This window comes from Symbiopectobacterium sp. Eva_TO (genome assembly GCF_053848865.1).
This window is the reverse complement of the sequence record NZ_JBSPEY010000004.1, coordinates 2,711,282-2,736,527: the sequence shown is the minus strand read 5'-3', so window position 1 is coordinate 2,736,527 and position 25,246 is coordinate 2,711,282. Positions and strand designations below refer to the sequence as shown.

Sequence of the window (25,246 nt, the reverse complement as noted above, 5' to 3'; positions counted from 1 at the left end):
GCGAAATCAAATCGATGTTTTTCAGCCGCCCCAAGACCCTCGGCGACCTGATCAAATCAGGTAGCCTCAGAAAAATCCAGCAGCGCATCGATGCTGCCAACTGCAATCAACCTGATGAGCACGGCTACGCGCCGCTGCACTATGCCGTCATCTACCGCGAAGCGAAGATTGCACGCTACCTGCTGTCGCAGGGGAGTGAGCCAGTGTTCGGTGAACAGGGCAGACATCTCCCCGCGATAAACGAGGTCGTCAATTCCCTTTGTTTGCCGCTTATTGAAGCGTTTCTCGATTCCGGTATCTTCCTGCCGGAATATATCGATGGCTTACCGCTGCTACACCATTTGGTGCAACGTAAAGATCTGAAAGAGAAACACGTTGCGTTCTTTCTACAGCAGGGCTTGGATCTGAACGCGATCGATACCCGGGCCAGCGGTAAAACACTGCTAGCCTACTATCTGAGCCAGGAACACATCACCATTGATACCCTGCGTCTGCGTTGGCTTATCCGCCTGGGCGCTGACGTCATCCGGGCAGAACAGCCGTGGGCAACGCCGCTCTATTCCGCGCTGACCAACGGAACGCTGTACAACACTGAGGACAAACTCAGTATTACCACCTTCACCAGCGTGCTGGATGAGTTGGAAAAAAGCGGGCTGCAACACGATCTGGATTTGGACAGTTGCCATTATGCCAGTATCGGGCTGGAAGCGCTCAAACGCGGGCACTTCGCCGGTTTTATCCGGCTGCTGCAAGCCGGGATCAGCATTCCTGCTGATGAGAAAGGGGAAATCATCGATTATCTCACCAGCAAAAACTTCCGGCCCAAGCAGGTAAAACTGATTTTCGAGTTGAACCAGAGCCAAGGGCATGAGCTTCCCCTCAGTATCCTGATCCATGATTCGCGTACCATCCGGCAGATCATTGACGAATTGCCGCACGATGCCCCCAATATCAATACCCTGTTTATCGATATCGCCACCGCAACCGGTCTTCGCCGGGATGAAAAACTCTCCCTGTTGGGCACCCTTCTGGACAAAGGCGCTGACATCAATACGTCGGGTGCCTGGTCTCATTTCGAGATCAGCGTCCTGCACACCGTCGTCGGTTGGCCCGACGATGTGGAACATAGTCAGGCTCTGCTGACCTGGTTGCTGGAGCGCGGTGCAGCCATTGAATGTCATGGTCTGTCAGCGTTTTATCTGGCTGTGTTGTTTGGCCACATGGAGACCGCCAATTTGCTGGCAACGCGCGGTGCCAATCTCACCTGGATCGATTGTAAACAGGGTACGGTGTTCTCTTACCTTTTCACTCAGAACCCCCACGGAGAACGGATGCGCCTGAGCAAGGTATCCGCTGTGCTGCGCCGTTTACAGGGGATCTACCGCAGCAAAGGGCTGCCATTACCGCTCGCAGAGCCGTTTCATTATAACCAGCATGACTATGCGCCACTGAGCACCACCCATACGCTTGCGGCGTGCATTGCGCTGTACGATGCAGAGTATTTTATTCCATTGGCTCGCACCCTGCTGGATATCGGTTGGCCGCTGAATGCCGAGATTAGAGACGAACATTTCAACGGCAACATGATCGCCTATTACCTGGACTACGCAAAAGCCGGTGAGGATATCAGCCCGCTGCTCGATACCCTGCCGGAACCCCTCGATGTTATCAGTGAGATCTCTGGCGATCCGCTACAGCGCGCCATCGGTTCCCGCATGTCGCTGGAAACCGTCCAACGTCTGATCGTCGGTAACGATCCGAATCGGATTATTGGCAGGAAGATCAAAGGCGATAGCATCGTCTATGTTGAACAACCGCTGCTGATCTACACCATGGATCGTGTGAGTGGGGACCGTGATAAAATTACGCCAGAGTATGCGTATGCCGTGTGCAACATGCTGTTGAGCGCGGAGGCCGATCTCAACTGCACCTCGACGCGCCGCTTCAAGCCGGAGTTCGATCATCGCAACGGGGTGACACGTTTGGAAAACAGCGCGCTTGAATGGGCCATCATGCAGGAGTACTTCGACATCTTTACCCTGCTGCTGGATCACGGTGCCGATCCGGCTTGCCGCACCTGTATCAAACAAGAGCAGTTTGTCCATTTTGCCTGCACCCGTCTGAGCGGCAGACCGGAATCGACCGTGACCCCGTACCTTGATGAGCTGGAACGGCGCGGGCTGTTGGACCTTGAAACGAGAAGCGGCACCGAGGCGACGCCGCTGTTGATGGCGGTGTCCAAATGCCAAACGCCGTTGGTGCGTTATTTCGTCGAACGTGGCGCAAACCCTAACGCCGTCGGCGGGTTCGATAACTCCGCCGCCTTGCACCGCGCCCTGAGCAATTGGGGGTGGGTCGATAAAGTCTCGCGCCGCGAAACCGTAGAACTGCTGTTAGCGGCCGGAGCCGACTGTCACTGGATCGATCCCTATGGCGACTATCCCTTGATGTGCGCTGCCGGGTACGGGAGTCTGGCCGGGCTAGAGGCGCTGTTGGCACACGGCGTTGACACCCGTCAGGCGAATGCACAAGGGCGCACCGCTCTGCATGAGGCGATAGCACGCGCTTACAGTTACGACACCTACCCCGATGACGAAGAGACGGAGGCAGAGCACAGCTTCGATCCGGAACTAAAAGGCGAGATCGTCAAACGTCTGCTCGATCATGGCGCGGATATCAATGCCGCGGATGAGGATGGCGATACACCGCTGATCTTTGCACTACGCGCCAACCGGGAATCTATTGTCCACCTGCTGCTGGAGCGCGGCGCCGACGCGCAACAGCCTGATAAACTTGGCCGAACGCCGTTGATGCTGGCCGCACAATATTGCGCCGCTCCTTATTTCGACCTGCTGTGGGCGCGCCAATCCACATCAAAAATCCGCCACCAGTGCGCCAATAACGGCGACAACCTGCTGCACGCCATCTGCCTGCGGCGTCATAGCGATACGGCGGAAGCCCAGTTCAGAACGGCGCTGCTACACGGAGAGGTTGCCTATCAAGCTAACGATCGGCGTATCACACCGCTGCACTATGCCTGCTATCTCGGGCATCAGGCCATCGTGACACTCTGCTGTGAGCAAGGGTTTGACGTCAATGCACCAGATGACGGTGAGAATACGCCACTGCATACCGCGTTATTTTTCGATGAAGACGAGGTTGAAGAGGATGAGGTTATCCAGATGGTCACCAGCCTGCTCACCGCGGGCGCTGACCCAAATAGAGCCAATGCCGCCGGGGAAACCCCGCTGATGATCGCTTCACGCCGCAATCTGACCGATTGCGTCTCGCTGATGAGCATGATGAGCATGATGACGGCAACCCTCCACGGGTTCGGTGCGGCTGCGCAGAGGTTATCGTGACATCAACGGTTGGCAGATAATAAAATAACGGCGATATCAGCGCTAATGAACGCAGATATCGCCGGTAGAAATATTATTTTAATTACTATCGAAATATTATATACTTACAATTAAAGTTACATTTAAAATGACGAACGCCTAATCAAAAAGCAAAACAATACATAAATAAAACCTAAAATAAAACAAAATGGGATTGACGAAAATTAAATCAACTTTAAAGTGGTGATTGCACACTGCAGTGATATGCAATTTGTCATATATACTTTAATCATGCCTTATGAAAAAACCGGAGGTTTTATGCATGCAATCGCTGATGAAAGAGTAATAACGCCATCCATACAGTTACATGAAAATTTAATGGCGTTAAGCAAAAGTGTAAAAGGAATAATTCCTGACATTTCAACCACACACGTCAATGATATATTACAGTTAACTATTTCCCCCATGGCACTTGCGTGGAATTGGTCGAAAGGGTTCAACTACAAGCCACAATGATAGAGCGACTCGTCATTCTATACTGGAAAACCGTTGAATAGTATATTTAAGCCTACACAGTGAACCTCATGGATGAGGTTCACTAATTTTGATGAACAGATGATAGTCATTGATTTGATTAACACATATGCCAGATAACGCTTTAACCCATATCGTTATACACATCTTTCTAACGCACTGTTTAATCAATGAATTACGGGTTTATCTCAGAGTGGCATTTTGAACCTCAAAAAGCCAATGGGATGGCTTGAATGCCTTAATTCACGGGGTTCTGAGCATCCTGTTCAAAAAATGGCCAAAAGATGTGTATAACGATATGGATATAGACAGGTCGTTGCCGGAGCATCAACGTTTATATCGCATTGAAAGTCAATTCAATCTCCCTAATGGCGATATTGTTCGCTCAGCGCAGATCCCTTTTCCGCTGGTGGAGGCATTACAGAAACATCCCGATATAGAAAACGTCGGATACGCTTACCGGCTGCATACTCACCTGCACCGTCAAGGCAGAGTTATTCCCCGCGTTACCGTATTTGCCGTCACCCCAACGTTCATGGCACAACTGCACCCTTTTCGTGAAGATTTGCCAGCACCCGGCCCCCATGACATCTACATCACGGCCGATTTTAACCGCCACTATCTTGGATTAGATGACCCACTGGGCAAATTAGTGGATTTGGGGGAAAACGGCCAGTTCACCATCAAGGCTATCGTGGAGCCTCACCCTGACAGCAGTCTGCACCTGCCCGCCACGGTCGCCTTCACCCCAGAACGGATAGCGGGATACCCCGATAAACGCCTGGACTGGTACGACAGCCATGTCTATGCCTTCGCTCTCCTCCCTCCCTCCCACTCGCATTTTGATCAACAACTGCTGGCTAGCATCGTCGCCAATAATGGGCCACAGATACCCGGAGCACCTTTTACACCTTCTTCGTTTCTGACGTTCAGCGCCAAAAATATCCTTGATATGCACTATGGCGATGGCTATGCCGATGAATTCGTCAAGACGCGTGAAAAATCATTGCTTCATACGCTATACACCGCAGCACTGTTTGTTCTATTCACCACCGTGGCCAATTTTTTCAACATCAACGGTATTCTCAATGCCGCCAGACGCCCCAGCCTGCATATCAAGCGCAGTCTCGGTGCTTCAACTGCGCAAATTCTGGCAGAATCGCTGAGCCTATTCTTGCCGCAGTTCCTGACAACGGTAACGTTGGCAACCTTACTGCTTTGCGCCCTGTTCCCTTTGTCGGCAGACGTAAGCGAATTGCTCCTCCAACACCCAATGGCACGCCTGCTGACGGTATTTTTGGGTGTCACCCTGTTCATTGGCTTGATGATGCTACTCTCTCACCTGCTGAGTCTCTCTTTCTTCTTGTTTGCCAATCCGGCTTCACAGACCCCAAATCGCTATGAAAAACAGAGTTTTTATTACTTCAACAGCATGGTGATGGTGGTGCAACTCCTGGTCGCCGGCACTACCGTTTATCTGTGGGCCGGAGTGATGACGCAACACCACAGGGCGATGCATGCAGAGGTGGGTTACCAGAAAGAACACCGCCTGACATTCGTGCTTGATGAAGGATTTTATACACTCAGTAGCGTGCGTGAATTACAACATCGGCTCCAGGAAACCGCAGGCACGTCGGCTTTCAGTTTGAGCAGTTGGCAACCTTTTGACATGTCGCGTCACATCCTCAACGTGCAGCACGCGCAACAACAGGTACAAGACCAATTTACCCTTATCAATACTCTTTCTGCCGACAAATACTTTGCGGAGGTCTGGGGATTAAAAACAGTGGCAGGCCAAGAGAATACGCTGAGAGCCAGCACAGATGACGGTGTATGCCACGCCATCGTTACCCGCGCATTCATTGATGCCATGGGGCAGAAAACCGTCGATGAGGTGCTGAATACCCGCTATTACATTCCATTGCCGGAAGGACAAAAAACACTTCGGGTGTTACGGATAGTGGAAAATATCGACCTTGGAGAACACCTCTCGTCGCCCCAACCTTTGATCATCTTCATCAATGACCGCCTGGAAAAATTCGCGACGGTCGCGTATTCGAACGATCAACAGGAGGCCTCTATTGCCGCACAGATTAAACGGCATGGTCCACCTGACTTAACGCTGCAAACGGTACAAGAGCTTCATAACCGTCATTTTCATAACGATTCTATGATGCTCAACGTTATTACATCCACCGCGAGTTTGGCGTTGATATTAATGGTTATCAGCACCTTGGTGATCAGCCTGTCAGACGCTCAGCGGTTAGACAGCACACTGAAAATCATGGAAGCGGTGGGGGGTTCTCTTGCGACAAACGTAGTGTTTTTCCTGCAACAACATGTGCTACCCATGCTGTTCTCTTTACTGGCGTCACTGACCTTGGGATGTTTGCTGTTAAGGCGCTGGCTACAGCAGTATGACACCGTTGCCGAACTGGTTTATGTCAATGCGTTTGCGGCACTGCTGTTGCTGGGGCTCATAGTGGTAGCCATTATGGCACTGTCACTGGTATTGCACGATGGCAGGGTAGCTCGCCCGCGGTTAAGGCGAGGATAAGCCGTTATGGACATTCAATTAGACCCGAAATCCACTCGACATCGCGTTGCCAAATGGATAGTCGGCATGGCTCTGGTGATTTTCGGCCTGTTGTGTCTGTGGCTTATCAACGTGGCCACCGCAGAAAAAGTAACGCAAATGCAGTTTACCCAGGTGACGTTGCACGTTGCCCAGCGCGGCACATTTACCGATACGCTGGTGACACGCGCGGTGGCTATCCCGAATGAAAGCGTGATTATCGCCTCTGAACGCGGCGGGACGGTCATTGAGGTGCGCCAGAATGCATCCAACGATGTGAAAAAGGGAGATATCATTGCCCGATTGTCGAACGACGACTTCGTTTTGCAGGTCACCTCGCGTATTGCCGATGTGACTGAACAGACCAACAACCTGCGCAACATACGCAGATTACTCGAGAAGGATGACCTTGATACGCGTCTGGCACGGCAAGATTCACGTTTTCATCTGGAGAAAATCGATAAAGAAACGGCGCGTAAAAAGACATTATACGAGCGCGGCATTCTGGAAAAAGCCACCTATGAACAGCTGCTGGATGAATTGGCGCATTGGAAAACACGCTACGCTATTTTAACAACGTATCAGGAACGGCAAGATCGTATGCTACTGATCGAGCTTGCTGAAATCGCGGCTTCGGTCAAGCATCTGGATACATTGACCCGGTTAATTGAGAGCGGTCTGGATAAGCTGGTTATTACTGCCCCGATTGACGGCATTCTGTCACCGCTGACGATCAAGATGGGCCAACAAATTAAACCCGGAGAAAAAGTTGCTAACGTAGACAATCCGCATACCTACTATTTTGAAGCCTCCTTCAGCGAATATTATCTGGATAAAATCCGGCCGCACGATCGTGTCACGGCAAACTATGCAGGCATTGATATCCCACTGATCATCGCCTCCGTCTCTTCCGTGGTGGAAAACGGTAAGTTCCTTGCCAAATTAACACTCGCTCATCCACAACAACTCTCGTTGAAACGTGGTCAATCCCTCGATCTGCGCGTTTCACTCGGAACCCAACCCGATGCATTACTCATTCCCGCGAAAGCCGTCTTTTTCGAGACCGATGAGACGTGGGTATACCGCTATGATGAAAAACATCATCGCGCGGTTAAAACACCCGTGGTGATTCAACGTCAGGGGGAAACGCAATCGCAAGTACTGAGTGGGTTGTCTGCCGGGCAACAGGTTGTGGTCCTTACAGGCAGCAACGTTGAAAAATCCAACATTATCGAGTTTGAATAAGATGATACAACTGGAAAGCGCAGAAAAATTTTACACCACTCGAACCCTGAAAACGCTGGCGCTGCGTGACATCAATCTTCGTATCACGGCGGGGGAATTTGTCTCCATTATGGGGCCATCAGGTTCGGGAAAAACCACGCTGCTCAACGTACTCGGCATGTTTGAAACGCTTGATGCTGGCCGATTGCAGCTGGCGCAGCACGACATTACACGGATGCAACACGGCCAAAAAGTAGCGCTGCGCCGCCAACTGATCGGTTACGTATTTCAGTCATTCAATCTGATCGATTTTATGTCGGTATATGAAAATATCGAGTTACCACTCAAGTACCGCAATGTACCCAAAGCTGAACGAAAAGCTCGCGTTAAACAAACCCTTGAGCAGTTTGGACTATCAGGCAGAAGCGCACACTACCCAGCCCAGCTTTCAGGCGGTCAGCAACAGCGGGTTGCCATCGCTCGCGCCATGATTTCACGGCCAGCATTGATTTTGACCGATGAGCCAACGGGCAACCTGGACAGTAATAACAGCAATACCGTATTGAAGCAGCTAGAAGACATTAATCAGGCCGGTACCACCGTTGTCATGGTTACGCATTCCCCCGAAGCCTCAAAGTATGCCAAACGACACTTAATGATGAAGGACGGTTATCTCACATGACATAGCAAGGAGAGAAATCATGAACGGAATCATACCAATTGTTCAGATTGATACTGATATAACATCAGCACTCAGCACCAACGATCTCGAAAAAATCGCCACGCAAGACTACCGACAGATGAGCGCCTATCTGATTGGCAAAATTCCGGCACAAGCGTTGCTCAGTACCGAAGAACTGCATATTTTCCACACCGAGCAACAGCAAGCCGTCACCGCCCACCCCGTGGCAGCCAAAAAGTTGGTAGTGGTATTGAAAGCCACTCGCCTGTGTAACTTACGTTGCACTTATTGCCACTCTTGGGCTGAGGGGCCAAACCAAACGATGCGGTTTAATGTATTGGTTCGAACTATTCGTAAAATATTAGCTATTCCCAACATTAAACGCTTTGAATTCGTGTGGCACGGTGGTGAGGTGACGCTACTTAAACCTCTTTTTTTTCAAAAGCTACTCTGGCTACAACAACAATTCAAACAACCAGAACAGCATATTACCAACTCAATGCAATCAAACGCGGTAAATATCTCGGATGAATGGTTAGCCTTTATTAAAGGGATCGGAATGCATGTTGGTATTAGTCTAGATGGCATTCCTGCCGTTCATGACTCACGTCGCGTCGATTACCGAGGTCGAGGAACAGCGCAACGCGTCGCTGAGGGACTCAAAAGGCTTAAACAACATTCTATCCCCTACGGGGCACTTATCGTTGTTGACCGCCATGTCTATCAAACGGATCTCCGAGAAATGTTCGATTATTTCGATAAGATAGGTCTCAATGACATCGAATTTCTCAACATTGTTCCTGATAATCGCATCCCTGCCGGAGGAAAGGTCGACGGAAATTACATCACTTATGCCGAGTTTATCGCGTTTCTGAATCGGGCATTCACGCTTTGGTGGGAAGAATATCAGGCTGTTTTACATATTCCACAATTCAGCGATTTTATTCTAGCCATCAACAATCCAGGCACTCGACTGGCCGCCTGCTATTGGTCAGAAAACTGTTCCCAGGAGGTCATTACCCTTGAACCCAATGGAGACGTTTCACCGTGCGATAAATATGTAGGCGATGCGGGTAGTCATTACGGCTCGTTGATGAAAACGGATTTGGCAGAGCTATTGGCCTATTCGGCACATAACCAGGCGGCAAAGCGTGAGGAGCAGGAAGCCTTCAATAAAATGCGCCAGTGTCGCTGGTTTTCCCTCTGTCATGGGGGATGCCCGCACGATCGTGTGATTAATCGCCGACACGTGGCGGGTTACCAGGATAATTGCTGCGGTACGGGTAAACTGTTGGCGACCATCGAAAGCTGCCTGAAAAAGGAACGTCGTGCTACCTCGACAACGGAGGATAACCCGCCCTCGCATTAGGGTTTCGCGTAATCATAGCGTCCTCAGCGAATGGCGGAAGGCAAGCAGCCAAAACGGGAGCGAAAGCGTTCAGAAAAGCGCGCCCGCGATTGATATCCGCAGGCCTCAGCGATACGCGGAATGTTCCAGGCGGTGGTTTGCAACAGCATCATGCCGTGGTGCATACGAATATCGCTTAGGATCGTTTCAAAGCGCTCTTGCTCTGCGGCAAGACGTCGCCGTAGCGTGGCTTCGCTCATTGCCAGTTCTCGACCCGCTTCGCGTGCGGTCCAGTGACGATGCGGTGTGCGCCCCATCAGCGCTTGCAGACGAGCTACCGTTTCATTGTGCCGTGGTTGGCAGAATACATGACCACGCTCAGCCAGGGCGCTCAGCAGTTCCAGTAACCGGTAGGTAAGTCGCTCATCGCTCACGGGCCTGATCTCGACGCTTTCAATCAGATGCCATAACGTTGATGCCAAATCGTCATCCAATGGCATCACCTGAACAGGCCCAGCAGCGATACGTTCAACGCCCCCCACAAGAGAAGAGGCCGCGGAGTGACTTTCCAACAGCGCGCTCGCGATTGTCATAAAAACCGAACGGAAATAGCGCTCAGTCCCTCCTGGGATTTTCACGATGTCCACACAGGAGCCTGCGTCGACCAGCACCAACGCAGGCCGCGTGGCATCGACCAAGACCTCATGTTCTGCGAACGCTAAACGCATCTGCCCTGATACCACCAGTAACACGGTTGCCTCATGAAACTGGAAACGTGCGGTTTGTTGCGGTTGCCGCAGGCAAGGTTGAGCCAGTGCGCACAAGCCATGTCGCACCACGGGCGAGGACGAGGGCAACCGCCAGCGCTCTCCTCCCTCGCCGTGCAACACCGGCACTGTCAACGCTTGCCCGACGTGGTTCACGCCACAAGCACCGCTGGATTCAAACTGTAAAGCCCAGTCAGGCTGGCTTTCGCGAATACCGGCGCCGTCGCCAGCGCTGCGCGCACGTTCGCGCCATCCAGCGGTCCATTCACGGCCAATGCAGGAACCGCCAGTGCGTAAACGGTGAAAATATAGTGATGCACTAACGCATCATTCCACGGCGGGCACGGGCCGTCATAACCGTAATAATCGCCCTTCATTTGTTCATCCCCGGCAAACCAGGCCGTGTAATCATTAATACCGTGTCGGCTGTCATCAGGTGCGGCAGGGACCGATTTTCCACGCGGCGTAACGCCGTTTGAATGCGCCCCCGCAGCAATCTCCGTCAGGGTTGGCGGAACATCAAGCAGCAACCAGTGGAAAAAATCGACGCGCGGCAAGGTTGCCGGCACTTCTCGACCTTCCTGATTCACATCATCGCCTTTACTCGGCACATCAGGATCGTGACACACAATCACGAAGGATTGCGTGCCCGGTGGAACATCGCGCCAGGCAAGATGCGGGTTGCAGTTAGATGACAGAGCAACGTGTGCAGCGCCGTCTGGCACGGCAAACGCAAATTCACCCGGTATCGCCTGACCATCCTGAAAGCTTTGACTGATGAGTTGCATGGAAAACCTCGTCCTGTGGAGTAATGAAATGCCGCCCCGGCCACTATACCGGTACGCAGTAAGATCATAATAGTGGATTTGGTTGCCCCCGAGGTGCCATATCCAATCAAAAGACTGACGAAATCAATCAAAATGATTGGCTTCGGATTATTATTTAATTGTATTAGTCGCGACTTGATCTGACACTGGACCTTGAAAGGTTGAGAGTTACCGGTTTTGATATGGGTGTCGAATGCTTATACAAAACACGAGGTAACTCTCATGCTTCATACTAACAATCCCATCATCAAACACAAAGCCGGCCTGCTCAATCTCGCCGAAGAACTCGGTAACGTATCAAAAGCCCGTAAAATCATGGGGGTGTCACGCGACACGTTTTATCGCTATCAGGAACTGGCGGCAGAAGGCGGCATTGACGCTCTGGTTAACCAAAATCGCCGGGTTCCCAACCTGAAAAACCGTGCTGATGAAGCCACTGAACGTGCGGTTGTTGATTACGCCATTGAGTTCCCGGCTCATGGCCAGCACCGGACCAGTAATGAGCTGCGTAAAAAAGGCGTCTTCATTTCTGGCAGCGGTGTGCGCTCCATCTGGCAACGACACGATCTGGAAAACTTTCGTAAGCGCCTGAAGGCACTTGAGGAAAAAGTTGCCAGAGAAGGCATCGTACTTACTGATGCTCAAATCGCTGCACTGGAGAAGAAGGCGCACGACGACGAAGCCTGTGGTGAAATAGAGACTGCTCACCCGGGTTATCTGGGGTCGCAGGACACCTTCTACGTGGGTAATCTGAAAGGTGTTGGCCGTATCTACCAGCAGACGTTCGTGGATACGTACTCGAAAGTGGCGCACTGCAAGCTTTACACGAGTAAAGCACCGATCTCTGCCGCCGACCTGCTCAATGATCGCGTGCTGCCGTTCTACGAAGCTCAGGGGCTGCCAATGCTAAGAATACTGACGGACAGGGGGACGGAGTACTGCGGTAAAGTGGAACAACATGACTATCAGCTGTACTTGGCTATCAACGATATAGACCATACGAAAACGAAAGCGATGTCTCCGCAGACAAACGGTATCTGCGAGCGCTTCCATAAAACTATTTTGCAGGATTTTTATCAGGTTGCGTTCCGTAAGACGTTATACGAGGACCTAGAAAGTCTACAAAAGGATCTGGACAACTGGTTGTGGCATTACAATAATGAGCGAACTCATCAGGGTAAAATGTGCTGCGGGCGTACGCCAATGGCCACGTTACTTGATGGTAAACGAGTCTGGGCAGAAAAAAATCTGAACCAGATTTAATCTGACAGACACCTGTATAAATAACCGGTAACTGTCAGATCAGGTCTGAGCTAATACAATTTAATAGATCTGTTTAATTCCTCCACTACTAACGGGGCGCAATGAGAAAAGGATCGCGGCAAAGATGAGCGTCATCGGTTAATGAGAGCCCATCTGAACGTGTTCCCGTTCCAATCGCTTCACCGCCCCAGCACGCAGTGCATCCAGCTGTTCGAGAAGACTTTTAGCATCCACAAGCGGGTTTACCTGACCAGGCTGACGCGTTTTGAGCCGCTCGCTCGCTTCAATCAGCCCATTACTGAAGGGATGCGCGGTTAGGTGCACACTGATGGGGTGTTGAGCATCATTCACCATTCTCTTGATGCGATCGACGCTACTGATGTAAGCCTCAACCTGTTCCGGACCATCGATCGCATTTAATCCCAAACCGCCAATGGTAATCGCGCGGTAGGTGTTTTTACCTTCTTTCACGTCCATCACATAAGACGTGGTTCCCCATGTATGGCCCGGTGTGATGTAGGCGTAAAAAGTCGTGTCGCCCATAGAAATCGCTTCGCCGTCTTTGACAATCAAGTCATTCGGCGCAGGAGCGGGCATTACCCACCTCGTTATACACATCTCTGTTCGTGCCTGAGCGCGCGTAGCGTTTCGGCGGCCGTCATGACTTTCTGCAAGCCTTTCCAGATAGTTTTTGCGCCTGGTTCACCGTCGCCTTTTCGAGCAAGAAAGCCTCCCAGTTGCGCAACTAAGCGCAATACTTCGTTTAGCTTAGGGCGGCCCTTGGGCATACGCTTGTTCATCAGTAGGTAAGCGCCATGAGTCTCGTCGGAATCAAAGAACAACATTGCGTCCAGCTCTGGACAGGTTCGTCCCATACGCATTAAATAGGCGATGCGCCATGCCACGATCATGAACAGCGCCAATGCCCGCTCAATGCGATCCACGGTCGATAACTGTAACGCTTCGACACAGCAGCCGTTCTTCAGCACATTGAAGAACATCTCGATTTCCCATCTAGCCCGATACCAGTCGATCAGCTCCACGATATCTTCTCGTCCTTCAGGTACGCGATTGCTCAGCAACCGCCACTCGACCGGCTTCACGCCTGCTGGCGGCTCAATTTCCTTGGCTATCACACAAGTCACTGCCAACCCGCAACGCAGCGACACTCGCTTCACGCGCAGCGCCTGTTTCACCGTACGCGCCTTCTGCCCCGCGCGAGCCGCCATAACGAATTGGATTTCTCCCACCGGCACGGTTTTTCCAACCTTCTGCCAAAGCTTCTCATTACAGTCCAGACTGCGATTATGAGTCGAGCGGATCAACCAGTCAGCCGGAGTGCCAAGGTCATCAGCGAGCTGCATCAACGCCTTGATATCCGCTTCGCGATCGGCTAAGTACACCAGACGTGTGTTTGGCAACTCCGAGGCGAGTTCAGCAACTCGCTCGTATCCCTCGAGCCAGCGCGTACTCTCCTTGAGCCCATCGCGTTTTCCGTCTGCATCCTTCGGCTCTCTTGCCCACATCCACGCATCCAGTACGCCCAACCCCACGCGATCCGGACTGACCGCGTAGGTCGGATGCAGGTACAGACCACGCCTGGCTTCGTAGTTCAAGGGACCCAAGCCTTGGATTTGCTGCCCGTTGAAGTCAAGCTCGGTAGTGTCTTGGATACACAGCACAACCTCGTGTTCTCGGATCCTTTCCTGCGTACGCTGCCAGTGAGGTTGCAGAATGTCTCGCCATTCGAATGCTTGGCTCTCCATGAAGCGCTAAGCACCCAGCGTCTCAGACCATCCGAGGCACGTATGCGGAATGCTGGCTTGCGGATTCTCAGCCAGCCGTATCAAAAGCCCTTTGGCACGCTTATTGAGCTTCGTGTCACCAAGATTTACCCCTTCCAGTTCTTGGTGTGCCCAGCCATCTGAATCCCGTGTCATTTTTCAGCGCCGTAAATGGCGATAGTACACGTCGGTTTCACTTCATTTACAACCCCACCGGCTGCCTATTTCAGCCCGCTAACCCTTGGCATATAAGGCGTTGCGGACTTGTGTATAACGAGGTGGGCATTACCCATGCATTGGGTTTTCCCTGCGTTTTTTTTGCATCCTCCTGCGCTTCTTTCCACCCTTGCTCCGCCATCACAAAACGGGCATTGGTTAACACATTTTTCAGTTTGGCGACGCACCCCACATGATCGAAATGTCCGTGCGTCAACAACACCATTTTGATATCCGCCGGGTCTACGCCAACGTGCTTGATATTCTCAATGAGTCGATCGGTAAATTCGCCATATAACGAATCAATAAGCACTGGCCCATCGCTGGTTTTGATAAGCCATGCCGAGACCCAGCAAAGCCCCACATAGTAGACGTTATCAAACGCCTGATAGGGCTCAACCGTTTGAGCGTTGACATCATTCAGCCAACGCCCGAGTTCGTCAGGCATCTTGCCGCTATTCCCGAACTGGTCGAAATACGCGTTAATCGTTGATGAGGGACCGCATCCGGTTAATGGAACAGAAGGCGTGCTATTCAATGGAGCAGCACCGGCAGTGCCGGCAAGCAACATACAGAGGGCGGAAGCCGTCAGGCGTTTAATGTGCATTTTTCGTCTCTTTATTTAACGTTGTTGGGCAAACTGTAATTGCTCAAACAGAACGAATAAATACGGTAGACTGCAAACCATTGTTGCACATTCCGTACATTAGGAGCACCATGATGGATCGCTTTATTGTCATGCGCGTCTTTGTTGATGTGGTTGATCTGGGAAGCCTAACGGCCGCAGCGAACAAACTGGATATCTCTCGGGCCATGGCGACACGCTATATTGCCTCACTGGAAAAAGCGTTTGGCACTCGACTCCTGCACCGTACCAGTCGCAGCTTGGGGCTAACGGGCACAGACAGCGAAATTCTGTCCTATTGCCGCCAGATTCTGGCGTTGAATGAGGATATTGGGGCCGTGATTGGCAGTAAACGTACTGAACCGCACGGTCTGATCCGTATAGCAAGTAGCCTCTCATTTGGCCAATCCTATCTGGCTGAGGCAATGAGACGCTATGCAACATTGCATCCTAGGCTGTGTCCCTTAATCCCATGAGTTATACTAACTGTTTGTTTCTACATCATTTTTAACTATGGCTCGCTACGACCTTCCCGATGAAGCATGGGCTATCATCCAGCCCTTACTCCCTGCTGAACCAGCAACACCACAGGCCGGACGCCCATGGGCTGAGCATCGCATGATTATCAATGGCATGTTCTGGGTGCTGTGCTCTGGTGCCCCATGGCGTGATTTACCTGAGCGATACGGCCCATGGAAAACCGTTTATAACCGCTTTAACCGATGGTCAAAATCGGGAGTCATTAACATTATTTTTAATAAGTTACTTTCATCACTTGATGCCCATGGCCTCGTGGACTGGTCAGCGACTGCGCTGGATGGTAGCAATATCAGGGCGCTGAAATGTGCTGCCGGTGCTCAAAAAAACATCCCGATATCACCGGAGATAATGGGCTGGGTCGCTCTCGAGGTGGTTTTGGCACCAAAATCCATATGGCTACAGACGGAAGTGGTCTTCCGTTAAACATCGTGTTGAGCCCCGGTCAGGCTCATGAAAGTCAGTTTGCACTACGTCTTTTGGACGGTATTGATATTCAACGCCAGAACGGCAGTATGAAACGCCGTGGTCATGCGGTACTCGCTGACAAGGCGTACTCCGGGCATGTATTACGTAACGAGCTGAAAAACAGAGGTATAAAAACTATCATCCCCCGAAAATCCACTGAAAAAATGGCGGTGGATGGTCGTTCAAAGCTCGATCGTGACGCCTACCGCAATCAGAACGTTGTTGAGCGGTGCTTTGGCCGTCTGAAAGAATACCGTCGCATTGCGACACGTTACGACAAAACGGCGAGGAATTATCTGGCAATGTTGAAACTGGGCTGCATCCGCCTGTTTTACCAGAGGTTATGTAATTAAGGGACACAGCCTAGCGTTTCTGTTGAAATGGTACTGAAAAACCAGTCGATCAATCTGGTGGAACAACGGCTCGATCTTGCCATTCAGGTAGGCGATAAATTGGAGCTGGGAGTTATCTCACGGCAACTTTCCCGCTGTACGTCGGTGGTATGTGCCGCTCCCGATTACCTGGCACGCAGGGGTGTTCCCCAGCGGCCGGAAGCACTGAGTGAACATAATTGCTTAAACCACACCCGCTTTGGCAAAAACTGGCATTTTCGCCACACTTCGGCCAACGGCACAGAAACGACGTTTGATGAGGTCGAGGTGAGCGGGAATTTTTCCGCCAATGACAGTATGGTGCTGCTGCATGCCGCATTGGCGGGCGATGGCATTGTCCATTTACCGACGTTTACAACGCAAGCCTATCTTCGTTCCGGTGCATTGGTGCGTTTATTTGCCGACTACACGTTGCCCGCACTGGGTATTTATGCGTAATACAGTTCACGCAACACACGGACCCTGTTGGACTTTTTAGTGGATGACATGTCGGAAACCCAGTGTGTGGATGATCCGTCATAGCGGCGGCACGTGATGCCCCCACACGACAATCCACCAGCGGGTTCATACTAAAGGCCGCTTATCCTCAACGTGTTTAAGACTGCATCAGCTCGCGCATTCACGCAGGCTTTAGGCAACAGTGACACTCTATACCCCAATGCCGGGTAGACCTTTTGTAATCGCTCAAATTCAGCTACCGCGGCATCGATACTGTGGAGTCACTCGCTGTTCTGCTGATAGATCTCAGGCCAGGGGGGAACAAGAAACACGCGTGAGTGATAACGATAGCATGACGCGAGCGCGGTAAGCACTGGTTCACCGGTAACTGCCTGAAGTGCTGCCGCCGCATCGATTAACCCGCGATCAAAAAATACCCATGACGGACTTTGAGCGTTCGCCAGAGCATAGTCATTCGCTGCAAGCGTTATCGCCCGACGTAAAAATGCTTCCATGTTCTTCCACGGCACAGCATCACCGCTCGAAGACATTGCTTCACGCACGATGCGTTGGCCGGGCTCCTCAACAACGGTATAGCCACGCCTGTGCAACTCTGCCAGCAGCGTGGTTTTGCCACCGCCAGAACACCCGGAAAGGATAACGAAACGATCCACAGGGCGCCTCATAGGCAATATGAAACATGAAAAAATAATGAGGAAAAACAGAATATAATGAGACAAACAGAAGAGAAATTTGGAGCGCGAAACGAGGCTCGAACTCGCGACCCCGACCTTGGCAAGGTCGTGCTCTACCAACTGAGCTATTCCCGCAGGAATAACCATCTTCACTCGCACCACAAATTCTGCTGCGGTACGGGGCACGAATTATACGAGAAATCGTTGCCGCCGCAAGCCCCTTACCACGAAAAAATGACTGACTGCCGATAAAAACAGCAATTTCGCCATCGGTCGAGCAAAAAACCGCCCATAACGGCTACAGACGGATAAAATGCTCGCGGTAGTAGGCCAGCTCTGCCACAGAGTCACGAATATCATCCATCGCCTGATGCGTACCCTGTTTTTTCAGCCCGCCCATAATCTCGGGTTTCCAACGGCGCGCCAGCTCTTTCAGCGTGCTGACATCCAGATAACGGTAATGAAAATAGGCTTCAAGCGCAGGCATATAACGAAACAGGAAACGGCGATCCTGACCAATGCTGTTACCGCAAATCGGAGATTTCCCAGCAGGCACCCACTGCTGCAAAAAAGCAATGGTTTCTGCTTCAGCCGCACGTTCATCATAGGCACTGGCTTTAACTCGTTCTGTCAGGCCGCTGGCACCGTGGGTACGCACGTTCCAGTCATCCATCAGCGCTAACTGGGCATCGGATTGGTGTACCGCGATCGTCGGTCCCTCGGCCAACACATTAAGATTGGCATCGGTTACCAGCGTTGCGATTTCAATAATGCGATCCTGCTCCGGGTCCAGCCCCGTCATTTCCAAGTCTATCCAAATAAGATTGTTTTCGCTTACCTGACTATTTTCAACGGACATACATTTACTTCCTTTTCCAACCATCCCCAGAGAAGCGGGAATAACAGGCATCAGTTAATTAAAATCAAATAGCGTGTATTATAGTCTCTTCAGCCAGTGTGGGCGATAACCACAGTTCAAGCGAGGCTCAGTGAGCAAAAATAAACTGTCCAAAGGACAGCAACGTCGAGTTACAGCGAACCACCAACGTCGTCTTAAGCACAGAGAAAGCAAAATCGAGTGGGATGACAACCAGTTGGAAGAGCCGCAAGAAGGTATCATTATCAGCCGTTTTGGTATGCATGCGGATGTGGAAGCGCAGGATGGAATTATCCACCGGTGTAATATTCGTCGTACCATCAAATCTCTGGTCACCGGCGATCGCGTGGTGTGGCGTGCCGGTAAAGAGATGCAGGCCGGGATCAGCGGTATCGTTGAGGCGGTGCACCCGCGCGAGTCGGTGCTGACACGCCCGGACTTTTATGACGGCGTTAAACCTATCGCCGCCAATATCGATCAGGTGGTGATCGTTTCCGCGATTTTGCCTGAGCTGTCACTGAACATCATTGACCGCTATCTGGTGGCCTGCGAAACCCTGGAGGTCGCCCCCCTGATCGTGCTGAACAAAATCGACCTGCTGGATGATGAAGGCCGCGCGTTTGTCGATGGGCTGATGGACATTTATCGTGCGCTGCACTATCCGGTCATCATGGTATCAAGCCACACGCAGCAAGGGATGGAGACGCTGGAGCATGCCTTAACGGACAGGATCAGCATTTTTGCCGGCCAATCCGGGGTGGGAAAATCCAGCTTGCTGAACGCATTACTCTACCCTGACGCCGCCAAGATTCTGGTCAACGACGTGTCCGATGTGTCCGGTTTGGGCCAACACACCACCACGGCGGCACGGTTGTATCACTTCCCGCACGGTGGCCATGTGATTGATTCCCCCGGCGTGCGTGAATTTGGCTTATGGCATCTGGAGCCGGAGCAAGTTACACAGGGCTTTATCGATTTCCGGCCCTACCTCGGCACCTGTAAATTCCGCGATTGCCGCCACGATAACGATCCCGGTTGTGCGCTGCGCGCTGCCGTGGAGCGCGGCGACATAGCCGAAGAACGTTTCGATAACTATCACCGTATTCTGGAGAGCATGGCGCAGGTAAAAACGCGTAAAACCTTCTCTGATTCTGATACGGACCGCTGACTTTTACCGCATCCATCGCTACAATGCGCCCCTTTTTAGATGGGCGCATAAAAACCTAAGGGGCTCACTGTGCTGGATAAACTGAAAATCGCCTTACAACACTGGCTACCGAAAATCGCACTGACGCGGTTAGCAGGCTGGGGTGCAGACAAGCAGGCCGGCAGGCTTACCAAAGGGGTTATCGATCTTTTCGTTCGCTACTACAAAGTGAACATGCAGGAAGCGCAGCACCCGGATACCGCTGCCTACCGGACGTTCAATGACTTTTTCGTGCGCCCGCTGCGTCCGGACGTGCGCCCGATTGATCCGCACGCACACCGCGTGGTGCAGCCGGCTGATGGCGTATTATCGCAAATGGGCCCCATTGTCGACGGTAAGTTGATTCAGGCCAAAGGCCACGACTACTCGCTGGAAGCGCTGCTGGCAGGCAATTACGTGATGGCCGATCGCTTTCGCGATGGCCTGTTCGCCACTACCTACCTCTCGCCGCGCGATTACCACCGTGTGCATATGCCTTGCGACGGCGTGCTGCGTGAAATGATCTACGTACCGGGCGACCTGTTTTCCGTCAATCTGTTTACCGCTGACAACGTACCCAATCTTTTTGCCCGCAACGAGCGCGTTATCTGCCTGTTTGATACCGATTTTGGCCCGATGGTACAAATTCTGGTGGGCGCGACTATTGTCGGTAGCATTGAGACCGTCTGGTCTGGCACCGTGACGCCGCCACGCGAAGGCATCATCAAGCGTTGGACCTATCCTGCGGCGGATGAGCAAGGTGCCATCGCCCTGCAAAAAGGCGAGGAAATGGGCCGTTTCAAACTGGGCTCTACGGTAATCAATCTGTTTGCGCCCAATACGCTTCAGTTTGCCGCGCACCTTAATCCGCTGAGTGTTACCCGTGTGGGCGAACCCTTTGCAGAAGCAAAAATGGTGGATTCCACAGAAGAAGCACCCGTTGCCGCAGAATCTGTGCCGGATGCGACGGACCATGGCGATGACGCAATGCACCACACGCCTTAAGTAACCTGTATGCCAGCGAACCTGCGTGAGAGAGGGAGAACCATCGTGCGTCAACTCGTGATTTTCTTTGCTGCTGTTTTGCTCTCTGTCACCTCGCTGGCAGCCCCGGTGCCTAACGAGGCGCTGGTGCGCCAACAGTTGGAACAGGCTGAAGCCAATAAAAACACCCCCGATCAGGCTGATATCGTCGAACAGTTTCGTCTTGCGTTAAACATCTTGCAGGAACGCAAAGAGTCACTGGCACGCACAGAGCAATATCAACACGTTATTGATGATTTCCCCAAACTGACGCAGGAATTGCGCCGCCTGCTGGCAGCTGAAGAAAATAAAACCACCGCCATTAGCGACAAACTCTCGGTTGTCGATTTGGAGCAAAAAGTGGTGCAAACCAGCAGCCAACTGCTGGATCAATCACGCCAACTGCAACAGGAACGAGAGCGACTGCGTGAAGTGATCGATTCTCTGGCCCAACTGCCGCGGCAGCAAACCGAAGCCAGCCGGGTATTAAACGAAATTGATCGTCAAATCCAATCGTTAGGCAATCCGGTCACACCGCTGGTCCAGGCGCAGTTAGTGTTATTGCAAGCCCAGCAGGCGTTGCGCCAAAGCCGAGTTGATGAATTGGAACTGGCCCAGCTTTCCGCCAGTAATCGCCAGGAGCTCTCCCGCTTACGCGTGGAACTCTACCAGTTGCGCCACGACAGGCTGGATCAACAACTACAAGCATTACGTTCCAGCATCAACAACTTACGCCAGCGTGAAGCGGAGAAAGTGCTCGAACGCACCGAGCAGTTGGTGGAACGCGGTGATGATTTGCCCGCGGTCATCAGCGAAAAGCTACAGCTTAACCGCGAACTGTCTCAGGAACTCAATCAGCAGGCACAGCATCTTGATTTGATCGCCTCACAGCAGCGTCAGGCAACCACCCAAACGCAGCAAGTGCGGCAAGCACTCAGCACGTTGCGTGAGCAAGCGCAGTGGATTGGGGCATCTACCGTACTGGGTGAAGCACTGCGCGCGCAGGTGGCTCGCCTGCCGGACATGCCGCAACCGCAACGGCTGGACACCGACATGGCCCAGTTGCGCGTACAACGGTTACGCTATGAAAACCTGCTCAGTGCTGCCCGTACCTCAGAACGCCCGAGACAAGAGAACTGCACGCCCAAAAGTAACAGTCAGCAATGCGTGCTTGGCGATCACATTCGTACCCAGCGTGACTTACTCACATCGCTGATTTCCGGCACCGATGCGCAGATCCTTGAACTGACCAAGCTCAAAGTGACGACCAGCCAACTGGAAGAAGCGCTGCTGGAAATCCGCGAGGCGGTTCACCGCTATCTGTTCTGGGTTGCCGATGTGAATCCTATTTCCTTCGCCTTCCCGGTACAGGTGGTGCAGGCGCTTTACCATCTGCTCTCGCTGGATACCTTTACTCAGCTCAGCAGCGCCGTCATCATGGTGGTGACCAGTCGGGAAACCGCGTTCCCGCTGATGGGCGCGCTGATTTTAGTCGGCTTCGGTATCAGTTCGCGCCGTCACTACAACGCCTTTTTAGAGCGAGCCAGCAGCCGTATCGGTAAAGTTACCCTCGATCATTTTTCGCTGACGCTGCGTACTCTGTTCTATTCGCTACTGATTGCGCTCCCGCTGCCCGTGCTGTGGGCCGCATTGGGGTACGGCTTGCAAAACGCCTGGCCTTATCCCATCGCCGTCGCGATCGGTGATAGCGTGACCGCCACCGTCCCGCTGATGTGGCTGGTGATGGTCAGCGCCTCCTTCGCCCATTCAAATGGGCTGTTTATTGCCCACTTACGCTGGTCACCCGAGCGCGTCGCGCGCGCCATGCGCTACTACCGATTGTCGATTGCCTTTATTGTTCCGCTGATCATGGCGATCATCACGTTTGAAAACCTCAACGAACGCGAGTTTTCCAGCACGCTGGGGCGACTGTGCTTTATTTTGCTGTGTCTGGCGTTGAGTCTGGTGACCACCAGCCTGAAACGAGCCTGTATTCCGCTCTACCTGAACAAGGAAGGCTCAGGAGAAAACACCATCAACCGTGCGCTGTGGAACCTGATGATCAGTGCGCCCCTGATTGCGGCGCTGGCATCGGGTGTTGGCTATCTGGCCACGTCGAAAGCCTTGCTGGCGCGGTTGGAAACCTCGGTCGCTATCTGGTTCTTCCTGCTGGTGGTTTACCACGTGATACGGCGCTGGATGCTGATCCAACGCCGACGCATCGCGTTTGATAGGGCCAAACAGCGGCGCGCCGAAATATTGGCGCAGCGTGCCCGTGGTGAAGAAGAGTCGGGTATCTTAGTGGAAATCACCTCAGACACCATCGAAGAGCCAGTGGTCGATCTGGATACCATCAGCGCCAAATCGCTGCAACTGGTGCGATCCATTCTGACACTGATCGCACTGGTGTCAGTGATTGTCCTGTGGTCAGAAATCCACTCCGCATTCAGCTTTTTAGAAAACATCAATCTGTGGGAAGTCACCAGTACGGTGAAAGGGGTCGATAAGGTACAGCCGATTACACTTGGAGCGGTGCTAATTTCGATTCTGATTTTCAGCATCACGACGCAGGTGGTGCGCAACCTGCCCGCGCTGCTTGAGCTGGCATTGCTTCAGCACCTCGATCTCTCCCCCGGTTCTGGCTATGCCATTATCACCGTCAGCAAATACATGCTGATGCTGATTGGCTGCCTGGTGGGGTTCTCGTTTATCGGGATTGAATGGTCACAACTCCAGTGGCTGGTTGCGGCCCTGACCGTAGGCCTTGGCTTTGGTTTGCAGGAGATCTTCGCCAACTTTATCTCCGGCCTGATCATTCTGTTTGAAAAACCGATCCGCATTGGCGACACCGTGACCATTCGCGATCTCACCGGCAGCATTATGCGCATCAATACCCGAGCCACCACAATTACCGATTGGGACAGAAAAGAGATCATCGTGCCCAACAAGGCCTTTATCACCGAACAGTTTATCAACTGGTCGCTGTCGGATTCGGTGACGCGCGTGGTGCTGACCATTCCAGCACCAGTCGATGCCGATAGCCAAAAAGTGACCGAACTGTTGCTCAATGCAGTGAAACGCTGCCCGTTGGTATTGGAAAACCCGCCGCCAGAAGCCTTTCTGGTGGATTTACGTCAGGGTATCCAGATTTTCGAATTGCGTATCTTTGCCGCAGAAATGGGGCACCGCATGCCGCTGCGTCATGAGATTCACCAGTTGATTCTGGAAGCCTACCGCGAGAACAACATGGAGATGCCGTTCCCGCCGTTCCAGGTGCAGATGAGTTCCGTGCGTATTGATGGACGCAGCCCGAGTTCAGCCAACCGGCCAGAAGGTGGGTTGTAACAGGCAGATAGCCTCAGAGAGAACCAAACACGCGGAGGAACGGTGATTTGATGATTACGAACGCCCGACGGTGAAGGCCATCACCTCACCAATGGTTTCCGCTTTTAACGCCAGCATAATCAGACGATCCACCCCTAACGCGACGCCAGAACAGGCAGGCATTCCCTGTTTCAACGCCGCCAGCAGATATTCATCAATCGGTTGCTGAGAAAGCCCGCTAGCGGCACGTTTGCGGTTATCCTGCTCAAAACGTTGGCGCTGCTCATCGCTGTCCGTCAATTCGCGAAAACCGTTTGCCAGCTCAATACCTTTGAAATAGGCCTCGAAGCGCTCCGCTACCCGGTGATCTTCAGAGCTGATTTCAGCCAGCGAAGCCTGTGACGCCGGGAAGTGATACACAAAAGCTGGTTTGTCGTGCCCAATATGCGGTTCCACGCCGAAGGTAAATAGCATTTGCAACAGCGTGTCACGATCCTCTTCACGGCTGGCGAGATCGCCCATGCCGAGCTTATCCGCCGCCTCTCGCAATTGCGCCTTATCCGCAGAAAGCGGGTCCACGTCAAGATGACGCTGAAAAGCCTGCTGATATGAGAGACGCTCTGCGCTTTCACACTCCAGTACTTGCTGTAATAAATCGTCCACTTCGTCCATCAAGCGATACATATCGTAGTGGGGGCGATACCACTCAAGCATAGTGAACTCGGGATTATGGTATCGTCCAGACTCTTCATTACGGAAACTACGGCACAGTTGAAAGACAGGTCCGCTGCCTGCGGCGAGCAAGCGCTTCATATGGTATTCAGGGCTGGTCATCAGGTAGAGCGTCATCCCTTCAGATACGCCTGGTCCGACAAAAAGCGTCTGGAACGGGACCATATGTACATCCGTCACCGTTGCCTGACTCATGGCCGGTGTTTCCACTTCCAATACGCCGCGATCGGAGAAAAATCGTCGAATTTCTGAGACGATGGCTGCACGTTTCAATAAGTTTTCAATGGTGGCGGTGGGCTGCCAGAGTGCGCCTTCGCACATGTTTCTTTACTCCTAACGCAAACAGGGGATGCAGTCTACCCGTATATTCGCCTGCAAACAATTCAAC

At 52.3% G+C, this 25,246-nt stretch carries 17 protein-coding genes, 1 tRNA gene and 4 pseudogenes; 13 read left to right on the top strand and 9 right to left on the bottom strand.

Annotated features, from left to right (window positions below; translation table 11 throughout):
- Positions 1–14 precede the first annotated feature (14 nt).
- The 6 genes from ACWWJF_RS16450 (at position 15) to darE (ending at position 9,725) form a co-directional block, all read left to right on the top strand.
- Positions 15–3,362 carry an ankyrin repeat domain-containing protein gene (locus ACWWJF_RS16450; protein ID WP_455870051.1) on the top strand — a complete coding sequence of 1,116 codons (3,348 nt, stop codon included), beginning with the start codon at positions 15–17 and terminating at the stop codon, positions 3,360–3,362.
- Positions 3,363–3,581: 219 nt separating this feature from the next.
- Entirely contained in the window at positions 3,582–3,857 is a 276-nt protein-coding gene (locus ACWWJF_RS16445; RefSeq protein ID WP_455870050.1) for a hypothetical protein, read from the top strand.
- 247 nt (positions 3,858–4,104) lie between these two features.
- Positions 4,105–6,432 (top strand): darobactin export ABC transporter permease subunit, encoded by a 2,328-nt coding sequence (darB, locus tag ACWWJF_RS16440; RefSeq protein WP_455870049.1) that lies wholly within the window; start codon positions 4,105–4,107, stop codon positions 6,430–6,432.
- Between the two features lie 66 nt (positions 6,433–6,498).
- Complete coding sequence (gene darC, locus ACWWJF_RS16435; RefSeq protein WP_455870048.1) at positions 6,499–7,695, top strand: darobactin export ABC transporter periplasmic adaptor subunit; 1,197 nt, start codon at positions 6,499–6,501, stop codon at positions 7,693–7,695.
- Between the two features lies 1 nt (position 7,696).
- A complete protein-coding gene (locus ACWWJF_RS16430; protein WP_455871135.1) occupies positions 7,697–8,356 on the top strand; it encodes an ATP-binding cassette domain-containing protein in 660 nt (219 codons plus the stop codon).
- Between the two features lie 19 nt (positions 8,357–8,375).
- The gene (gene darE / locus ACWWJF_RS16425; RefSeq protein ID WP_455870047.1) at positions 8,376–9,725 is read left to right on the top strand and encodes a darobactin maturation radical SAM/SPASM protein DarE; all 1,350 of its coding nucleotides are present in this window, start codon (positions 8,376–8,378) and stop codon (positions 9,723–9,725) included.
- A gap of 23 nt (positions 9,726–9,748) precedes the next feature.
- Here darE and ACWWJF_RS16420 read toward each other — a convergent pair whose 3' ends face one another.
- Positions 9,749–10,600, bottom strand: coding sequence for a helix-turn-helix transcriptional regulator (locus ACWWJF_RS16420; RefSeq protein WP_455871134.1), 852 nt, complete (start codon positions 10,598–10,600; stop codon positions 9,749–9,751).
- 23 nt (positions 10,601–10,623) lie between these two features.
- Complete coding sequence (locus tag ACWWJF_RS16415) at positions 10,624–11,259, bottom strand: YbhB/YbcL family Raf kinase inhibitor-like protein (protein ID WP_455870046.1); 636 nt, start codon at positions 11,257–11,259, stop codon at positions 10,624–10,626.
- Positions 11,260–11,520: 261 nt separating this feature from the next.
- Here ACWWJF_RS16415 and ACWWJF_RS16410 point away from each other — a divergent pair, with 261 nt between their 5' ends.
- Positions 11,521–12,561 (top strand): IS481 family transposase, encoded by a 1,041-nt coding sequence (locus tag ACWWJF_RS16410; RefSeq protein ID WP_455870045.1) that lies wholly within the window; start codon positions 11,521–11,523, stop codon positions 12,559–12,561.
- 138 nt (positions 12,562–12,699) lie between these two features.
- On the opposite strand, the pseudogene ACWWJF_RS16405 reads toward ACWWJF_RS16410, so the two are convergent.
- From ACWWJF_RS16405 to ACWWJF_RS16395, 3 pseudogenes are all read right to left on the bottom strand, one after another.
- Positions 12,700–13,239: pseudogene (locus ACWWJF_RS16405) on the bottom strand (hypothetical protein); the annotation flags it as partial.
- A pseudogene (locus ACWWJF_RS16400) lies at positions 13,170–14,501 on the bottom strand (IS4 family transposase). The pseudogenes ACWWJF_RS16405 and ACWWJF_RS16400, both read right to left, overlap by 70 nt.
- 124 nt (positions 14,502–14,625) lie before the next feature.
- A pseudogene (locus tag ACWWJF_RS16395) lies at positions 14,626–15,168 on the bottom strand (MBL fold metallo-hydrolase); the annotation flags it as partial.
- Positions 15,169–15,281: 113 nt separating this feature from the next.
- Between ACWWJF_RS16395 and ACWWJF_RS16390 the strand changes: the two are divergent.
- From ACWWJF_RS16390 to ACWWJF_RS16380, 3 genes and pseudogenes are all read left to right on the top strand, one after another.
- Positions 15,282–15,662, top strand: coding sequence for a LysR family transcriptional regulator (locus ACWWJF_RS16390; RefSeq protein WP_455870044.1), 381 nt, complete (start codon positions 15,282–15,284; stop codon positions 15,660–15,662).
- A gap of 37 nt (positions 15,663–15,699) precedes the next feature.
- Positions 15,700–16,544, top strand: a protein-coding gene (locus ACWWJF_RS16385; protein ID WP_455870043.1) for an IS5 family transposase whose coding sequence is annotated in 2 segments (ribosomal slippage) — positions 15,700–16,045 and positions 16,045–16,544 — 846 coding nt in all. Because the reading frame shifts where the segments join, the coding sequence is not laid out codon by codon here.
- 18 nt (positions 16,545–16,562) lie between these two features.
- A pseudogene (locus tag ACWWJF_RS16380) lies at positions 16,563–17,021 on the top strand (substrate binding domain-containing protein); the annotation flags it as partial.
- 281 nt (positions 17,022–17,302) lie between these two features.
- On the opposite strand, the gene ACWWJF_RS16375 reads toward ACWWJF_RS16380, so the two are convergent.
- The 3 genes from ACWWJF_RS16375 to orn form a co-directional block, all read right to left on the bottom strand.
- A complete protein-coding gene (locus ACWWJF_RS16375; RefSeq protein ID WP_455870042.1) occupies positions 17,303–17,695 on the bottom strand; it encodes an AAA family ATPase in 393 nt (130 codons plus the stop codon).
- An 80-nt stretch (positions 17,696–17,775) separates the two neighbouring features.
- Positions 17,776–17,851 (bottom strand) — tRNA-Gly (locus tag ACWWJF_RS16370).
- A 163-nt stretch (positions 17,852–18,014) separates the two neighbouring features.
- A complete protein-coding gene (gene orn / locus ACWWJF_RS16365; protein WP_455871133.1) occupies positions 18,015–18,575 on the bottom strand; it encodes an oligoribonuclease in 561 nt (186 codons plus the stop codon).
- Between the two features lie 130 nt (positions 18,576–18,705).
- On the opposite strand from orn, the gene rsgA reads away from it, so the two are divergent.
- The 3 genes from rsgA (at position 18,706) to mscM (ending at position 24,147) form a co-directional block, all read left to right on the top strand.
- The gene (rsgA, locus tag ACWWJF_RS16360; protein WP_455870041.1) at positions 18,706–19,761 is read left to right on the top strand and encodes a small ribosomal subunit biogenesis GTPase RsgA; all 1,056 of its coding nucleotides are present in this window, start codon (positions 18,706–18,708) and stop codon (positions 19,759–19,761) included.
- A gap of 69 nt (positions 19,762–19,830) precedes the next feature.
- A complete protein-coding gene (asd, locus tag ACWWJF_RS16355) occupies positions 19,831–20,784 on the top strand; it encodes an archaetidylserine decarboxylase (RefSeq protein WP_455870040.1) in 954 nt (317 codons plus the stop codon).
- A gap of 45 nt (positions 20,785–20,829) precedes the next feature.
- A complete protein-coding gene (mscM, locus tag ACWWJF_RS16350) occupies positions 20,830–24,147 on the top strand; it encodes a miniconductance mechanosensitive channel MscM (protein WP_455871132.1) in 3,318 nt (1,105 codons plus the stop codon).
- A 54-nt stretch (positions 24,148–24,201) separates the two neighbouring features.
- Here the strand turns inward: mscM and epmA are convergent, their stop codons facing one another.
- Positions 24,202–25,179: an elongation factor P--(R)-beta-lysine ligase gene (epmA, locus tag ACWWJF_RS16345; RefSeq protein ID WP_455870039.1), complete on the bottom strand. Its 978-nt coding sequence runs from the start codon at positions 25,177–25,179 to the stop codon at positions 24,202–24,204.
- Positions 25,180–25,246 lie beyond the last annotated feature (67 nt).

What these genes read in the sequence shown, in the direction of transcription:
- ACWWJF_RS16450 (WP_455870051.1), top strand. Translation starts at nt 15, where the DNA reads ATGTTTTTCAGCCGCCCCAAGACCCTCGGCGACCTGATCAAATCAGGT.
- darE (WP_455870047.1), top strand. Translation starts at nt 8,376, where the DNA reads ATGAACGGAATCATACCAATTGTTCAGATTGATACTGATATAACATCA.
- epmA (WP_455870039.1), bottom strand. Translation starts at nt 25,179, where the DNA reads ATGTGCGAAGGCGCACTCTGGCAGCCCACCGCCACCATTGAAAACTTA.
- ACWWJF_RS16430 (WP_455871135.1), top strand. Translation starts at nt 7,697, where the DNA reads ATGATACAACTGGAAAGCGCAGAAAAATTTTACACCACTCGAACCCTG.
- ACWWJF_RS16410 (WP_455870045.1), top strand. Translation starts at nt 11,521, where the DNA reads ATGCTTCATACTAACAATCCCATCATCAAACACAAAGCCGGCCTGCTC.
- orn (WP_455871133.1), bottom strand. Translation starts at nt 18,575, where the DNA reads ATGTCCGTTGAAAATAGTCAGGTAAGCGAAAACAATCTTATTTGGATA.
- darC (WP_455870048.1), top strand. Translation starts at nt 6,499, where the DNA reads ATGGCTCTGGTGATTTTCGGCCTGTTGTGTCTGTGGCTTATCAACGTG.
- ACWWJF_RS16415 (WP_455870046.1), bottom strand. Translation starts at nt 11,259, where the DNA reads ATGCAACTCATCAGTCAAAGCTTTCAGGATGGTCAGGCGATACCGGGT.
- ACWWJF_RS16390 (WP_455870044.1), top strand. Translation starts at nt 15,282, where the DNA reads ATGGATCGCTTTATTGTCATGCGCGTCTTTGTTGATGTGGTTGATCTG.